Raw genomic sequence first — 15,748 nt, forward strand, 5'->3', positions numbered from 1 at the left:
ACTTCTCTGCTGTCAACTACAAGCTGTCCGTTTTGGTTTATTACGGTTAGTTCGTTCATCACCTTACCTCCTTTACTCAGCCATACTAATAAGATTTTCTATAGATAGCTGCCCGATTATTTCCTGTTTATGCTTTTTAATTTTCTTTACAGATGTACTTAAACCTAATAGTTTTTTCTCTAAATTTATTTCTATAGCACTTAAAGCATAAACATCATCTGTCTTGTCAACATTTACATACTTTGATGTCCCCCATGGGTCCTTATAGTTAAAATATTTTCTAACTCCCTTGTCATCCCTGTACCTTGCTATTAAGTTGTTAGCCTGTCGCCTTAATGCTTGTTCTGCTAATTTCTGATAATCTGGACAAAAATGCGGTTTTATAAGCTCCATTACCTGCTCTGTTGTTATTTCTGCTAAGTCCTCCATTTGCTTTAATATTACTTCCTTAGCTCTCTTTTCAAGCTGTTTCATTCTTCTTCACCTCTCTTTACTTTATTAATCTTGGCTTTTGGCTCGCCCTTAAAAAGTCTTTTATGGTTTGCAGTTGCTCTATCGCTAAATCTATATCTTTTAGCTTGTCCTCTATTTTTATTGTCTGATTAAAGCTTTCCAGTAAAGCCTCAAGATGTTCAGTATCTGTCTTTAACATCAAAACCGCTAACACTGCGTCAAGGAACTGCTTTCCTACCTTCTCGCAAAATTCTAAATGCCTGTAATATTCTTCCCTCTCCCGTCTTTCTTGTTCCTCCTGCTGTCTTTGCTGTTCGATTTTCCTTTGTTTTGCAAGTTCAAGCACTCTTGTACGGGTTGGTATGTCATCGTTGGCTCTTGCTTCGGCTTTGACCTGTTCAACAAGGTCTTTGTTATTTGCAAGAGTTTCAAAACGTTCGGCTTGTTTCTGGTTAAATCCTAAGTCCTTTATTACCTCATGCTTTGGTTTTTGGTTATTCAACCTCTCGACAGCAGTGTCGATAGGTTTTAAATCCGTTCTTGTCCCCGGTGCCTTAGGTATCTGTTTTAAAAGCTCTCCTAACTTTACCTCTGCATCTAATAAGGCTTCACTTAGCATAAGTGCCTCTTCTTTTTTCTGATTTCTTACTTCCTGTGCTAACTGAACCTTGTCTATGGCTCTTATTTCAGCTCTTACTGCTGTTAGCTTCTCTCTGCCGATTAATATAAACTTGCTTAAGTCCTCAATGTTATCAGGCAAGTTAGTTTCTCTTATAACGACGTCGCTCAAAACATAACCTCCCAACCTATTGTATTTCCGTCATTTTTGTTAAAAAATTTAAGTCAAGTTTTAATACAGAGGCTATTGCAATTAAACTTTTTACACTTGGAATATATCTCCCTGCTTCAATATCTGCAATGTAACTACGAGATAAATTTGATTTTTCTGCCAATTCTTGTTGCGTGAGGTTTAATTCTGCTCTTTTATTACTAATAATCTCACCAATGATTTTTTTCTGTTCATCACTCATTTTTTTCACCTCCTTAAATATAATTGTATTGTTTATCCGTCATTTTGTAAAATTCCATAATAGAACATTTAAACCAATTTAAACAATTTGTTGTCGTATCCCTTGTAATTCCGTCAAATTACTTGTATTTACGTCATAATTTGTTTTATAAAAGTATTGTATACCCGTAAAAATAAATATATAATTAAATTAAGTCGTGTATACCGACATTATTTGAAAGGGGAACCAAAAATGGATATAGGGAATAGCATAAAATATCACAGAAAAATAAAAGGTATGACACAGCAGGAATTAGCAGATAAATCAAGTATATCAAGAAGTTATTTAGCAGATGTAGAAAGAAATAGATATAATCCCAGCATTGAAACCCTGCAAAAAATAGCAGAAGCTCTTGGCGTTTCAGTAGAAGACCTTTTTAAATCAAAGTTAGTCGCAGAAAAACCTTTAAAAAAATGGGATGAAGAATATGACTCAAAAAAATTTAGTGAGGAAGTAAAACTTTTAGAAAATAAAAAAATAACCGACGTCAAAGAAGCAATGGAGATAATCCTTACACAGCCGGGATTAATGTTAAACGGTGAAATGCTTTCCGATGAAAGTAAAATTGCTTTAGCAAATGCAATCCAAATGGGATTGGCTTATGCAGAACAGATGCAGAAAAAAGAAAAGGAAAAAAACAAGAAATAACTATTATAGGAGGCTTGGGGTATGATTGTAGATATTGTAAATGGTCTCCTTGAAACTTATGGAACTTTAAATCCATTTGAACTATGTGATTATATGGATATAAAAATTATATACAGCAATTTAGGGGAAGAAATAAAAGGCTTTTTCCAAAGAACACCTAACAATTATGAAATAATACATTTAAACTCTGACCTTGTGCCTGAAGAGAAAAAATATATATGCGCCCATGAGCTTGGGCATGCTATTTTACATACAGACTTATCAATGAGCTTTTTTATTGAAAATGCACTTCAAGTAAAAAACAAATATGAAATTCAAGCCGATAAATTCGCTGCAGAATTACTTTTATATGACATTGAATCCAATTATGAAATTAATGGATTAACTATATCTCAATTAAGTTCCTACTATGGCGTTCCTGAGCATATTATAGAAATGAAAATTTTGATGTGCCAAAGAAATATGTGAAATATAAGTTTTATTAGTTTATGTTGGCTGAAGATTAGCAGAATAAAGAAATATGCTGAACTATATAGAGGTATCAGATAGAAGGGGGGATAATGAAATGTCATGGAGGAATAGACCGACTTTTATTGAAAGCTGTCCTGAAGATATAGACTATATATTATTTGTTGATGAGAATGGAGATTCAAATTTAAAATACATAAAAAAATGTATAATAAACAAGCATTTACCTGATAACAACAATAGATTTTTAACTATTACAGGAACAATAGTAAAAAAAGAAGATTTAACTAACATCAAAAACAAAATTTTAGCATTAAAGCAAAAGTATTGGGAAAACGGCATGTTTTATTATAAAGGGCACTTAAAAAGAGTTTGCTTTCATTCCGTTGATATTAGAACTAAAAAAGGTCCCTTTAGTGATAAAATTATTCGTTATAATGATTTTATAATAGATTTATCTGCCATATTAGATGAAATACCTGCAATTATTGTTTCATCAACTATAGATAAATATAATTTATATATGAAATATAACTCACCATATAATCCATATAATTTGAGTTTAAATTTTGTATTAGAAAGATTTGTAAAATATATATTAAAACCTGGTGAAAAGGGTATTGTAATATTAGAAGCTCGAGGAGAAAAAGATGATAAAAAGCTATTAGATCACATAAAATTCATCATTGATAATGGAACTAATGTGGTTAGTTCGAATTATTTTTCAAAAATAAAAGGAGTATTTTTCAACCCCAAATGGCACGCTCAATCTAATGGTAAAAAATCATATTTCGGTTTAGAAATAACTGATTTGTATTCCTATCCAATTTTTAAATATTGTTCAACTGGCACCAAAGATAAGGCTTTTCAAACATTAGAAAGTAAACTTTTTAAATATCCTAATTACACAGGATGTGGTGTTAAAAAGTTCCCATAAAAAAATAAAAGCCGCCCATTAAAGGCGGTCGCCCGACGCAATGCGAGCCCCAGAAGGATTACCCTTCATGTTCATTATATATTATTATTGTATACATTTCAAGTGTAAAATATACTATAAGTATCTATAAAAGATAAAAATATTAGGTTTCATTAAGAGGTGATAATATGGCTGTAAAAATCAACTATTCAAAGAACGGGAATGAATATTTTAGGGTTACGGCAACAATAGGGCGTGACGCTAACGGAAAACTAATCAGAAAAGAATTCTATGGGAAATCAAAGAAAGAAGCAGAAGATAAAAGAGATGAATATTTGAATGGAATAAAAAATGGCCTTAATATAGACTATACGAATATATCTTTAGGAGAGCTGATGCATTTATGGCTATTTGAAATTGTTCGAATTTCAAATAAAATTAAGCCCTCAACATTTCAAAGATATGAAGGCATTTATAGAAATTATATTTTAAACAGTGAAATTTACGGATTAAGATTATGTGATTTAAAAGCTATTCAAATACAAAGATACTATAACAAATTATATGAAAATGGCAAAAGCAGCAGTGTAATAAAAAACCTTAATAAATTACTCAAAACATTTTTTAATTATGCAATGGCTGAAGGCTATTTATTAAAAAATCCTTGTCGTACTGGTAACATTGTAATTCCTAAGGATTGTGAATTTGAAAAAAATCAAGATAAAATCGAAGTATTTAGTAATGAAGAGATTAATCTTCTTAAAATAAATTTAGAAAATAACCGATTAAAAGCTCTAATACTATTAGCCCTTGGAACTGGATTACGTGAGGGTGAACTTCTTGGGTTAAAATGGAGCGATATTGACTTTACTAACAAAGAATTAAAAGTTGAAAGAAGTGTTAAGCAAGTAAATATTATAAATTCTGATGGAAGCAGAGAATATAAAACAATTGTTCAAACGCCAAAATCCAAAAATTCTATAAGAACAGTCCCAATTCCATCAAATTTAATACCAATCTTAAAAGAACAAGAGCTACAACAAAAACAAGATAGATTAAAAGCAGGTCCACTTTATATTAATAATGAGTTTGTATTTACTACTGAAACAGGAAATTTAATTGATGCAAGAAATTTACTTAGAAGTTACAAAAGATTACTCAAAAAAGCAGGTATTCCTTATAAAAAATTTCATGCTTTACGTCATACTTATGCAACTAAACTCTTTGAAGCTAATGTTCCATTAAAAACAGTTCAAACTCTTTTAGGACATAGTGATATATCCATTACAGCTAATATATACACTCATGTTATGCCTAAAGAGAAAATAGAGGCAGCAGAAAAGTTAAATAATTTATTTGCTTAATATAAGGGGATAACCCTTTTTTATTTTATACTTTTTTAGTGTGGGAAAAGTGTGGGAAAATCATAGATGTTAAAAAATAACAAACCCTGTAAGCCTTGAGCCTACAGGGTTTTGGTGCGCCGGACAGGATTCGAACCTGCGACCTACTGATTCGTAGTCAGTTACTCTATCCAGCTGAGCTACCAGCGCATATATCATTATATATAATATCACAGGTTATTAAAAAAATCAAACCTGCGGCAATATAAAAGCCGCACACTGTGCGGCAGATGGCGGAGAAGGCGAGATTCGAACTCGCGCTAGAGTTACCCCTACTAACGGTTTAGCAAACCGTCCTCTTCGGCCACTTGAGTACTTCTCCACGCCAAAGATATAATATGGCGGAGAGGGTGGGATTCGAACCCACGGTAGGGTCACCCCTACGCCGGTTTTCAAGACCGGTGCCTTAAACCAACTCGACCACCTCTCCGTGTCGGAACATTTTATATTATATCAGCTGTTAAAGCCGATGTCAACATAAAATGTCCCTATTTTTTATATTTTTATCTGGTAATTTTATCTATGCCGCCCATGTAAGGAATAAGAACCTCAGGTATTCTTACACTTCCATCCGCTTCCTGATAGTTTTCAAGTATTGCTGCAACTGTTCTTCCAACTGCAACGCCAGAACCATTAAGAGTATGCACGAATTCCGGTTTAGCCTTTGGATTTCTTCTAAACTTTATGTTTGCCCTTCTTGCTTGGAAATCCTCAAAGTTAGAGCAGCTTGAAATCTCTACATATCTTCCATAGCTTGGCATCCAAACCTCAAGATCATAGGTCTTTGCAGATGAGAATCCTAAATCTCCAGTACAAAGTTTTACAACTCTGTGAGGAAGTCCAAGCATTTGAAGAACTTCTTCAGCATCATGAGTTAATAATTCGAGTTCTTCATAGGACTTTTCAGGATCAGCAAACTTAACAAGCTCAACCTTATTGAACTGGTGCTGCCTTATAAGGCCTCTTGTATCACGGCCTGCAGAACCTGCCTCTGCCCTAAAGCATGCAGAATATGCTGTATGCTTTATAGGAAGAGCCTCTCCATCAAGTATATCATCCATATACATATTAGTAACCGGAACTTCTGCTGTTGGAATCAGGAAGTATTCAAGGCCTTGAAGTTTAAACATATCCTCCTCAAACTTTGGAAGCTGCCCTGTTCCTGTCATGGCTTTTCTGTTTGCCATATAAGGCGGGAATATCTCTACATAACCATGCTTTTGAGTATGTAAGTCAAGCATAAAATTAATACATGCCCTCTCAAGCCTTGAGCCCAGTCCCTTATAGAAAGTAAACCTCGCACCAGTAACCTTTGCACCTCTTTCAAAGTCGAGGATGTCAAGGTTTGTGCCTATATCCCAATGAGCCTTTGCTTCAAAATCAAATTTTCTTGGTTCTCCCCATCTTCTAATCTCAGGATTATCCTTATCGCTCTCTCCAACTACAACATCCTCATTTGGAATGTTTGGAATTCTAAGTAAAACTGAAGTTATATCCTCTTCAACCCTTGAGAGCTCTTCATCATATCCCTTTATTTTATCAGAGAGCTCCTTCATCTCTGCCATAAGAGCATCCACAGGTTTGCCTTCCTTCTTTAATTTAGGAATTTCCTGTGAATCAGTATTTCTTTTGTTCTTTAAAGTCTCAACTTCTACTAATATCTGTCTTCTTCTTTCATCAAGTTCAACTGCCCTGTCGATAAGTCCAATGTCAAAGGATTTGCTTCTGTTTAACATAGCCTGCTTTACCATATCTGGATTATTTCTTATTCTTTTAATATCAAGCATTATATCCCTCCTAAGATTTATAAAATAAAAAAGCCCTTCGCACACCACAAAGGGGCGAAAGGCTAACTTCCGTGTTGCCACCCTAATTGACCATAAAGTCCACTCTAATGTGCTTAACGGGCACCTGCGTTTTGTTCATCACAAACCCTCAAAGGTGGATTCAATAGATTATGCTGCCTGTTTACACCAGCCACAGGCTCTCTTTAAGCATTAAAACTATTTACTAATCCTTATCATCGGTTTTTATTTTTTATAATTATACCACTTACATAAAAAATTGCAACTACTATGTATAGATTTTTCATATCCGTCAATAATTAAAATAGGGGAGGGGTAGTATGAGCGAAGTTGATATTTTATATCAAATATCAAATTTAAAAGAAGTCGACTACAAAAACTTGTTAATGATTTCGGGCCTTATTGAACTTCTTATAAGTAAAAATATAATTTCAAGGGAAGAACTACTAAATAAAATCAAAAGCCTTGATAATATAACCTCGCATGGCATTATACAGTAAAATCATCTAAAAGATTAGGTATTCAGCCTTTACCTAATCTTTTTTTATATTGTCAGACTTTGATATTTAAATAAAAATAAACTAAAATTAAAAAGAGTATTTTTAGGCAGGTGAAGTCAAATGAAAAAGGGCTATATCTATATTCTTTTGTCAGCTTTTATATTCAGCACTATGGAAATCATATCAAAAATTATATCAAATCAAATAAATCCTTATCAATTAAACTTTATACGTTTTTTAATAGGAGGATTAATACTTCTTCCCTTTGCACTTTTAGATATTAAAAAAAGGGAAATAAAGCTCAGCAAAAAGGATTTTTTATATTTTGCATTAACAGGCTTTTTATGCGTAGTTATATCAATGTCCTTCTTTCAACTATCGATTCTTTACACAAAGGCTTCAATAGTTGCTGTGGTTTTCAGCACAAATCCTGTATTTACAATTCCCTTTGCCTTTTTTATTTTAAAGGAGAAATTAAATGTTAAAACAATATTTTCAATGATACTAAGCATCATAGGAGTTGTATTCATATTTAACCCTTTTGGCTTAAAGGTCGATATTATAGGAATAACATTAGCCGTACTTGCTGCCATATCCTTCTCACTATACAGCATAGTTGGAAGGCTCAGGATGGATGTTTACGGAAATACTGTTTTGACCTGTTTTTCTTTTTTAATAGGGGATGCATTTTTGCTTATAATTCTTCTAATCTTTAAAGTGCCGATATTTAATGGAATAACAATAAAAATACTTCCCCATATTATTTATCTTGGAGTTATTGTAACGGGTTTAGGGTATCTTTTCTATTTTACTGCCATAAAAGAAACCTCTGTCGTAACATCCTCAATAGTATTTTTTATAAAGCCTGCCCTTGCCCCTATATTATCCCTTATTTTAATAGGAGAAAAAATACCTTATAATACAATAATTGGAATAATATTTATTTTGTTTGGTGCCTATGTTATGTTCTCAGCAAAGAAAAGAGCCTATGCAAAAGCATAGGTTCTTTAAAATTATTCTACAGTTTCATTAAGTTTATTAATAATGTTCTCAAGCTGTTTCAAATATTCTCCATAGCCTGCCCAATCGCCGTTTCTTTGGGATTCTTTCATATTGTTAAACAGCTCCTGTGCCTTTTTAGCAAGATCCTTAGCATTATTCTCAGTTTCAGAAATATCTATCGGCTGTGAAGGCTTTGTATAATCCTCGTTAAACAGCCTTAAAAGAGCCTTTTCAATATTGTCCTCCATAACGATTTTATCGCCATATCCTATTATAACCTTTTTAAGCTCAGGAAGGCTCTTGCCGGACTGCGCCCTTATATATAGAGGTCTTACATAGAGTATTGAATTTCCAATAGGTATTATATTAACCTCTCCTAAAACAACCTCTGAGCCCTGCTGTCCCCAAAGAGTTCTTGCGCTTGATATGTTTGTATCGGTGTTAAGTTTAGAATTAAACTGTGAAGGACCGTAAATAGCCTTTTCCTTTGGGAACTTTATAAGTACAAGCTGCGACAGGTTTTTGTCCATCCTGACAGCAAGAAGGGATACCATGTTTTCCTTCTTTGCAACAGTATAGGGTATTGTCAAGAGAAATTCTTCTTCCTCTTCCCCCGGAAGCCTCATTATCTGATAAACTGTATCTACGTTTACATCCTGTCCATTTTGTCCCTTATATTTTGCAATACTCCAAAGGTCCTCGCTGTTATAAAATGTAATAGGATTTTTCATGTGATATCTTTCAAATACACTGGCTTGAAGTAAAAACACATCCTCAGAATACCTTATATGCTCTTTTAAATCCTTTGGCATATCATCAATGTCCTTAAAAATATTAGAATAAATAGCTCCAATTGTTTTTGCTATTGCATCGTTTTTATCTGCTAAATAAAATTTAACATCACCGTTATATGCATCAACTACAACCTTAACAGAATTTCTTATATAATTTACTCCGTTATAAGGCTCAGAATATGGAAATCTATCCGTTGTAGTATATCCATCTATAATCCAATAAAGCCTCCCCTCTGATAATACAAGATAAGGGTCGCTATCATAACCTATAAAGGGGGCTATTTTCTTAACTCTGCTTACGATATTTCTATTGAGTATTACCCTGCTTTTTGAAGTTATATCGTTTGATAAAAGGAAATTAAGGCTCCCCTGATTTACAGTAAATAATAGCCTGTTTAATGGATTTAGATATATCCCTGCACTTCCGTCATATCTTGTTTCCTTATTATCATTGCCCGATGGATAGTCTATTTCATTGCTTTTAGCATCAACTATTATATAATCGTTGCTTAGCTCTCCAAAATATATTTGAGGTTTGTCAAGTTTTATCATACCTGATGATGGAATATCCCTTAATATAAAGTCTGGAAGTCCTGAAGAATTTACAACATTAGTAAAGGATGCTACAGCCCCATATCCATGGGTATAGAAAAGGTGCTTGTTCTGCCATGTCTGGAATCTTTGCTCCCTGTTTGAGTTATCAAGCTCCCTTGCAGAAATAAATATCTGTCTTTTTTTCCCATCGATTATATACCTGTCTATATCAACATCATTGAATTTATAATAATTTCTTATAGCCTGTATTTGATTATATACATCAAGAACCTGAGAAAACTCTGCTATTCTGATATTTTCTATTGTACCCTTATTTTCTTCTAAATCCTTAGATGTTAAAGTATTAGTTACATTAAAATCCTTTTCAGCAAGGTTTTCAAGGTTAAAAGCCCTTCGAGTTGCTTCTATGTTGTATGTAAGATAGGGCATTTCCTTATCCCTTGCATTTGGTGATACAATAAATTTTTCAACTATTCCCGAGAGCAGCCCCTCAAATATGATTAATGCAACTATAAAAACTGCAGTGGCTATAATCATCTTTACTTTTTTTCTTATAATTGAAAATGCAATAACTATTGAAGCTGCTATACAAAGGATTGATATTATTCTGTACATAGGAAGAGTAACATGAACATCAGTATAGCTTGCACCAAAGGCAACTCCCCTCGGAGAATATACTATATTAAGACCCTTAATATAAAAGGCAGCAGATAAGAGCAAAAGAAAAATAGCTCCGAAAATTGAAAGCTGTTTTGCTATAAACCTTACAAGGCTGCTGCTTTTAATATCCATAAGCCCCCTGAAACTTGATATACCTTCTCTAACCCTAACAATTGAATAGAATGTCAAGGTAACAATTATGAGTATTATTATTATAGTTATTAAAATTGATAAAACGCCTTCAATTAAAGGAAGCTTAAAAACATAAAAGGATGCATCGAGTTTAAATATAGGATCCTTATATCCAAAACTTTTTCCTTTTAAAAATTCAAGTATTCTATACCAAAATCCTCCCGTAAAGGCTAAGGAAACAAAAAAAGATATTATAAAAGATATTAAATATATTATTCTGTTCTGTTTTTTATTTCTACTCTTATCATAAACAACCGACTCAATCTTTAAGTAGCTGTTTCTAAGATATATTGAATATAAAGTTATTAGAGAATATAAAACTATAAGTGTAGGTAAAAATATTATAATCTTAGCTTTAAAAGATGTTAAAAACACATTTAAATAGCCAACTTCCTTGAACCATTGAAAATCTATTATAAAACTTGAAAGAGAAAGAATTATTATTATAAGTATAACTGCAATGCTTATTATTTTAAATAAACTTTTTCTCATAAAACATTAAACCTCCGCAGGAATAAGATATCCTTTTAATTTCAGAACATCTATTATTCTCCCCATGATTTCATCGTTTTCCGCCTCTATTGTATGGATATGAATTCCATCCGTAAGATAGGATAAAGGCTTTGACTTGTTGATATTCAACTTCTCAATGAATTCATCTACATCATACATAGATTTTAGCATAAGCTTTCCAGTAATCTCGCCATAGAGCTTATGCTCTATGGTAACATCTATAACTTTTCCTCCCATAGAAACTATAGTTTTAAGTTCATCCTCAATATCTTTTTCCTCATGCTTTACAGCTATTATTTTTCTTACAGTATCCTTTGCATTATCAATAAACAAATACCCCTGTGGTGTTGAAATTATATTTTCTCCCTCTGCCCTTAAAAGTGCAATATCCTGAACGATAACCTGCCTGCTCACGTTATATCTTTGGGACAATTCTCCTCCCTTTGCCGGTACCTTTATTTCTTTAAGATAAGATAATATTAACTGTCTTCTCTCTTCCCCTTTCACTCTATCCCTCCTTATTACTATTAACTATATTATACTATAATTTGTCAAATATAAATATAAATCAAATCCATTAAATAGTTCAACCCATATTACTTAAGCAATATGGGTTAAAAATCAATATTATTGAGGAGGAATCCAATCCACCATCCAGGATTCTTCAATTTTAATCATTCCAATATTAAGTTCTCTGTTTGTATCATTAAACTTTACTTTAACAAGGGCATGAGTACCTGTATTGTCAACTGTATAACTGCCGACAGTAAAATTTTTTGATATAAAGCCCTGAGCAAAAGCTTCTTCATTTTCTTTTACATAATCATCAAAGTATTTTCTATAAGTATTGTTTTCATCATCGGAGTAAAGCAAATAAGCATCAAGCCATCTGCCTTGGGATTCAAATTCCATCTGCTTTTTTAATATATCATTTGGTTTTGAAGTTTTATCCCTGTTAAAAATACTTCTATTTCTCTTAAAAGGATTTTCAAAGGAGATATTATTTATTTTAGGCACTTTGCCTTCTACTCTAATTATAACATTTTTAATACCCGGTATTTCAGTCAAAGAATTTACTATAGAATATATGGTATTATTTAAAACTGCCTCATTTTCGGTACTAATATCATTAAATTCCTTTGATAAATCCAATATTATTGTATCTTCTTTTCTTGATACCGAGAGCAATTTTGTTCCCTTAGGAATAATATATAAAGTATCTTTAGTATCTGTACCTTTTAAAAACTCTTCGAGGATTGTTCTTTCTAATGAATTATTAAAGGATACTAAACGTGAACTTGCAGAAAGACTGCTTCCTTCTTTAGAAGGGTAAAATAATATTATGTTGACTTTGCTCTTTTTGTCTTCTATTGCTGATTTTTCTATCTTTGTTGATGTTTTAGGGATTTCATTAGTTTTTTTTGTGCAGCCTGAAAAATTTAAAAAAATAGGCAGAAGAAGAATAGCCATAATTATTTTTTTCATAAAAACACTCCTTAACCTAATTTATAGGGAAGCGTTATTGTAAAAAGACTACCTTCACCCACCTTGCTTGAAACCTTTATATCCCCTTTATGAAGTTTTATTATTTCATAGGCAATAGGAAGACCTAAACCGCTTCCCCCTGTTTTCCTGTCCCTCGTTTTATCAACCCTGTAAAATCTCTTAAATATATTAGGTATATCTTCTTCAGGTATGCCTATGCCGTAATCCTTTATATTTATTTTAACCATGTTTTCTTTTTCAATCCATATATCAATAAAATTGTCTTCGTTTGAATATTTTATTGCATTTTCAAGTATATTATATACTGCTCTGAATATGCTCTCTTTGTTTCCTTCAACCATTGCACTATCAAAATTTGAACGTATGTTAATATTTTTATCATTTGCTATTGGAGTTAATCTTTTAACTACACAACTGCAGACATCAGATATGTCAAATAAGTTAAAGGATATACCCTTTTTATCTTCAAGCTTTGAAAGCTCTAAAAGATTATTTACTATAACCGTAAGCCTATTTATTTCTTCATCAATATCTTTAAGAAATTCAATCGATATTTTTTTATCCTCTATTCCTCCTGACAAAAGAGACTGTACTAAAACCTTCATACTTGCAAGAGGTGATTTTAATTCATGGGAAGCATCTGCAACAAATCTTTTTCTTTCTTCATCCACTCTATAAAGTTTTTCATTCATCTCATTAAAAACATAACAAAGCCTTGAAATTTCATCATTGCCCTTAACAAAAACTTTTTTCTTTAGTTCTCCCCTCTCTACTGCTTCAATTGCACTTATAACCTCTTCGAGAGGGTATGTCATCTGCCATGACTTTACATAGCTTATCATTAGTCCAATAAACAGCATAAAAATAGACATTATTATTAATTTCTTTTGATAGTCGTAAATCTCAGTATTTACTGTTTTAAGAGAATTCATTAAAAAAACAGCACCATCAATATTATTGTTGCGCATAATAGGATAAGATATATAAAGCAGCTCATCATTTTCAGTAATATGATTTCCAAAGCTCTCCTGTCCCTTTAATGCTTTATCAACTTCATCTATATCAGCTAATTTAATACCATAAATTAAATTTAAAGAATCAAATATAACATTTTTATCTTTATCAACAATAATAATCCTTAAACCAGATTCAATAGCCTCTTTAATAGCACTGTTGCTTAAAAAATCTCTATCATCTGTATTTTTAATATTTTTTGAAATGCTTTTGGCTCGGGACATAACCTCATTTTTATATGAATTAAAGTAACTATTTCTTAATATGTAATATGCAAAAGTGTTCATAATAATGAGAAAAAATATTATGCCAAAAATAAAAGATGCTAGTATTTTAATTCTTAGCGTATCCTTAAATTTCTCATCCTTTATAATAATAACCAACTCCCCATTTTGTTAGTACATACTGGGGATTTCCAGGGTCTTTCTCGATTTTTTCTCTTAATCTTCTTATGTGTACATCAACGGTTCTTGAATCTCCATAATAATCATATCCCCAAATAATCTCAAGAAGAGTTTCTCTGCTGTAGATTTTACCGGGATTCGTTAACAGCAAGAATAATATATCAAATTCCTTTGATGTTAAATCAACAGGTTTTCCTGATATATTAACTTTTCTCGAAGGAACATCTATCATTATGTCTCCTTCTCTTATTATATCTGCTTTATTTGTTACGATATCATAGGTTCTTCTTAAAAGAGCCTTTATTCTTGCCCTAAGCTCAAGTATATTAAAGGGCTTAGTCATATAATCATCGGCTCCATATTCAAATCCTAAAACCTTATCTTCATCCTCTCCCTTTGCAGTAAGCATTATTATAGGAATTGAAGACCTTTCTCTTATTTTCTTTAAAAGCACTAAACCGTCTATCTTAGGAAGCATTATATCAAGTACTATTAAATTGTATATGTTCTCATCCATCTTCATTAGAGCCTCTTCCCCGTCATAGGCCACATCAACCTCATAACCATCAAGTTCGAGATTATATTTTATACCCTTAACGAGATTCTCTTCATCATCTATTATAAGGATTCTATATTCCATAGACTCTCCTCCTCTTTTATCTTTAAAGCTCTCTATTTCTTATAATTATAACATTTATGTATAATTATTGCATTAGTTTTTACAATCACATCTTTGAAGTATGATAAGTTTTTCATCCTCCTTTAATGAATAGTTATGATGATTAAGTATAAGATACTTAACGTAACTATCTTCATTTTCAATATAGGATAGGGCTATTTCTGGATGGTTATAATAGGCATTAACTATTTTTATATTTTTACGTCTTTGAAGCAGCGATGGCAATAATTTTTCAATTATTACAATAATAGAATTTGTAAACATATTAAAACCGCAGTTAATCTTACCAATGTCATGAAGTAAACAAGCTTTTATAAGATATGTATCATATAAATTTTTTTTCAAGCTCTCCTCAAGAGCATCCCTTGCAACTCTCACGCTGTGAACTTTACAATATTTAGGAAGCCTTTTAAACAACTCAACTTCATAGGAATTAAGGTATTTATTAATAAAGTTAATGTCCTCCTTTGTAAGCTTTGCAAAGGCTGCTGTAATAAATTGCCTGAATCTATAAAACACTCAAATCAAATCCTTTTGCTTTAATAAAAACATAAATATATTATATAATAGATTTTTAATTTTTTGAACTATATATATAAGAATACATTTATAATAAAATATGGTATTAAAAAAATAAATTAACTCAAAGTATCAATAATATCTTTTTAGTTTTCTTAATAGTTTTTCATTATAATCTTCGCTGAGGTTATTAGATTTTTATCATCGTTTTTATCTCTTTCTCCTATGGACATTATAGGCATTGTTGTTGCAAATATCACAAAAAACTAAAAGACACATGCATAGCATGTGCCTTGAATCAAAAAATAAAAAACTGGCAGCCACCTACTTTTCCAAGCCGTCTCCAGCTCAGTATCATCGGCGCACCTATGCTTAACCTTCGTGTTCGGAATGGGAACGGGTGTTACCATAGATGCCTAACCACCAGATATTTGTTTTAATATTTTTCTCCTTGCTATCTGATTTCTTCTTTAGTTCTAAGCCTCGCTTCCTTGAAAATTAAGAACTTTTGCAAACTCGCTTCTCTCAAACAAGCAAAGGTTCTAAGATTTTCTGCGTCAGACTCGGCAAGAACTAATACGAATAAATCATAATGCTTCGTCGTAAAATATTAAAAATCTCAACTATTTAATATAGTTCTTTGAAAG

Annotated in this window: 16 protein-coding genes, 3 tRNA genes, 1 rRNA gene and 1 other annotated feature; of the genes, 6 read left to right on the plus strand and 14 right to left on the minus strand. The window is 32.0% G+C overall.

Annotation, left to right across the window (positions count from 1 at the left end; genetic code table 11):
- Positions 1–72: 72 nt before the first annotated feature.
- The 3 genes from B5D15_RS14350 to B5D15_RS14360 are packed head-to-tail and all read right to left on the minus strand — an operon-like array spanning position 73 to position 1,484.
- Positions 73–474, minus strand: coding sequence for a hypothetical protein (locus B5D15_RS14350; RefSeq protein WP_078697798.1), 402 nt, complete (start codon positions 472–474; stop codon positions 73–75).
- Between the two features lie 16 nt (positions 475–490).
- Positions 491–1,243, minus strand: a complete 753-nt coding sequence (locus tag B5D15_RS14355; protein ID WP_078697799.1) for a hypothetical protein — start codon at positions 1,241–1,243, stop codon at positions 491–493.
- Positions 1,244–1,259: 16 nt separating this feature from the next.
- Positions 1,260–1,484, minus strand: a complete 225-nt coding sequence (locus B5D15_RS14360) for a helix-turn-helix domain-containing protein (RefSeq protein ID WP_078697800.1) — start codon at positions 1,482–1,484, stop codon at positions 1,260–1,262.
- A gap of 231 nt (positions 1,485–1,715) precedes the next feature.
- Between B5D15_RS14360 and B5D15_RS14365 the strand changes: the two genes are divergently transcribed.
- From B5D15_RS14365 to B5D15_RS14380, 4 genes are all read left to right on the plus strand, one after another.
- On the plus strand, positions 1,716–2,171 hold the full coding sequence (locus B5D15_RS14365) for a helix-turn-helix transcriptional regulator (protein WP_078697801.1): 456 nt from the start codon (positions 1,716–1,718) through the stop codon (positions 2,169–2,171).
- 21 nt (positions 2,172–2,192) lie between these two features.
- The gene (locus B5D15_RS14370) at positions 2,193–2,639 is read left to right on the plus strand and encodes an ImmA/IrrE family metallo-endopeptidase (protein WP_078697802.1); all 447 of its coding nucleotides are present in this window, start codon (positions 2,193–2,195) and stop codon (positions 2,637–2,639) included.
- Positions 2,640–2,736: 97 nt separating this feature from the next.
- Positions 2,737–3,576, plus strand: a complete 840-nt coding sequence (locus tag B5D15_RS14375; RefSeq protein WP_179122329.1) for a DUF3800 domain-containing protein — start codon at positions 2,737–2,739, stop codon at positions 3,574–3,576.
- A 167-nt stretch (positions 3,577–3,743) separates the two neighbouring features.
- A complete protein-coding gene (locus tag B5D15_RS14380) occupies positions 3,744–4,919 on the plus strand; it encodes a tyrosine-type recombinase/integrase (protein ID WP_078697804.1) in 1,176 nt (391 codons plus the stop codon).
- A gap of 112 nt (positions 4,920–5,031) precedes the next feature.
- Here the strand turns inward: B5D15_RS14380 and B5D15_RS14385 are convergent.
- From B5D15_RS14385 to serS, 4 genes are all read right to left on the minus strand, one after another.
- A tRNA-Arg gene (locus tag B5D15_RS14385) sits at positions 5,032–5,108 on the minus strand.
- A gap of 81 nt (positions 5,109–5,189) precedes the next feature.
- Positions 5,190–5,280: transfer RNA gene (locus B5D15_RS14390), tRNA-Ser, on the minus strand.
- 17 nt (positions 5,281–5,297) lie between these two features.
- Positions 5,298–5,388 (minus strand) — tRNA-Ser (locus B5D15_RS14395).
- 73 nt (positions 5,389–5,461) lie between these two features.
- Entirely contained in the window at positions 5,462–6,745 is a 1,284-nt protein-coding gene (gene serS / locus B5D15_RS14400) for a serine--tRNA ligase (protein ID WP_078697805.1), read from the minus strand.
- A gap of 47 nt (positions 6,746–6,792) precedes the next feature.
- Positions 6,793–6,991, minus strand: a binding site (T-box leader).
- Between the two features lie 92 nt (positions 6,992–7,083).
- Here serS and B5D15_RS14405 point away from each other — a divergent pair.
- Positions 7,084–7,263: a hypothetical protein gene (locus B5D15_RS14405; RefSeq protein WP_078697806.1), complete on the plus strand. Its 180-nt coding sequence runs from the start codon at positions 7,084–7,086 to the stop codon at positions 7,261–7,263.
- A gap of 120 nt (positions 7,264–7,383) precedes the next feature.
- A complete protein-coding gene (locus tag B5D15_RS14410; protein ID WP_078697807.1) occupies positions 7,384–8,265 on the plus strand; it encodes a DMT family transporter in 882 nt (293 codons plus the stop codon).
- An 11-nt stretch (positions 8,266–8,276) separates the two neighbouring features.
- Here the strand turns inward: B5D15_RS14410 and B5D15_RS14415 are convergent, their stop codons facing one another.
- From B5D15_RS14415 to rrf, 7 genes are all read right to left on the minus strand, one after another.
- The gene (locus B5D15_RS14415) at positions 8,277–10,958 is read right to left on the minus strand and encodes a UPF0182 family membrane protein (RefSeq protein ID WP_078697808.1); all 2,682 of its coding nucleotides are present in this window, start codon (positions 10,956–10,958) and stop codon (positions 8,277–8,279) included.
- Positions 10,959–10,964: 6 nt separating this feature from the next.
- A complete protein-coding gene (locus B5D15_RS14420; protein WP_078697809.1) occupies positions 10,965–11,486 on the minus strand; it encodes a transcription repressor NadR in 522 nt (173 codons plus the stop codon).
- A 120-nt stretch (positions 11,487–11,606) separates the two neighbouring features.
- Positions 11,607–12,464: a GerMN domain-containing protein gene (locus B5D15_RS14425; protein WP_078697810.1), complete on the minus strand. Its 858-nt coding sequence runs from the start codon at positions 12,462–12,464 to the stop codon at positions 11,607–11,609.
- Between the two features lie 11 nt (positions 12,465–12,475).
- Positions 12,476–13,786, minus strand: coding sequence for an ATP-binding protein (locus tag B5D15_RS14430; protein ID WP_179122330.1), 1,311 nt, complete (start codon positions 13,784–13,786; stop codon positions 12,476–12,478).
- A 73-nt stretch (positions 13,787–13,859) separates the two neighbouring features.
- Entirely contained in the window at positions 13,860–14,543 is a 684-nt protein-coding gene (locus B5D15_RS14435) for a response regulator transcription factor (RefSeq protein ID WP_078697812.1), read from the minus strand.
- 72 nt (positions 14,544–14,615) lie between these two features.
- Positions 14,616–15,101, minus strand: a complete 486-nt coding sequence (locus tag B5D15_RS14440; protein WP_078697813.1) for an HD domain-containing protein — start codon at positions 15,099–15,101, stop codon at positions 14,616–14,618.
- A 311-nt stretch (positions 15,102–15,412) separates the two neighbouring features.
- Positions 15,413–15,529, minus strand: a 5S ribosomal RNA gene (rrf, locus tag B5D15_RS14445).
- Positions 15,530–15,748 lie beyond the last annotated feature (219 nt).

The organism is Caloramator quimbayensis, assembly GCF_900167605.1.
Classification (GTDB): Bacteria; Bacillota; Clostridia; order Clostridiales; family Caloramatoraceae; genus Caloramator_B; species Caloramator_B quimbayensis.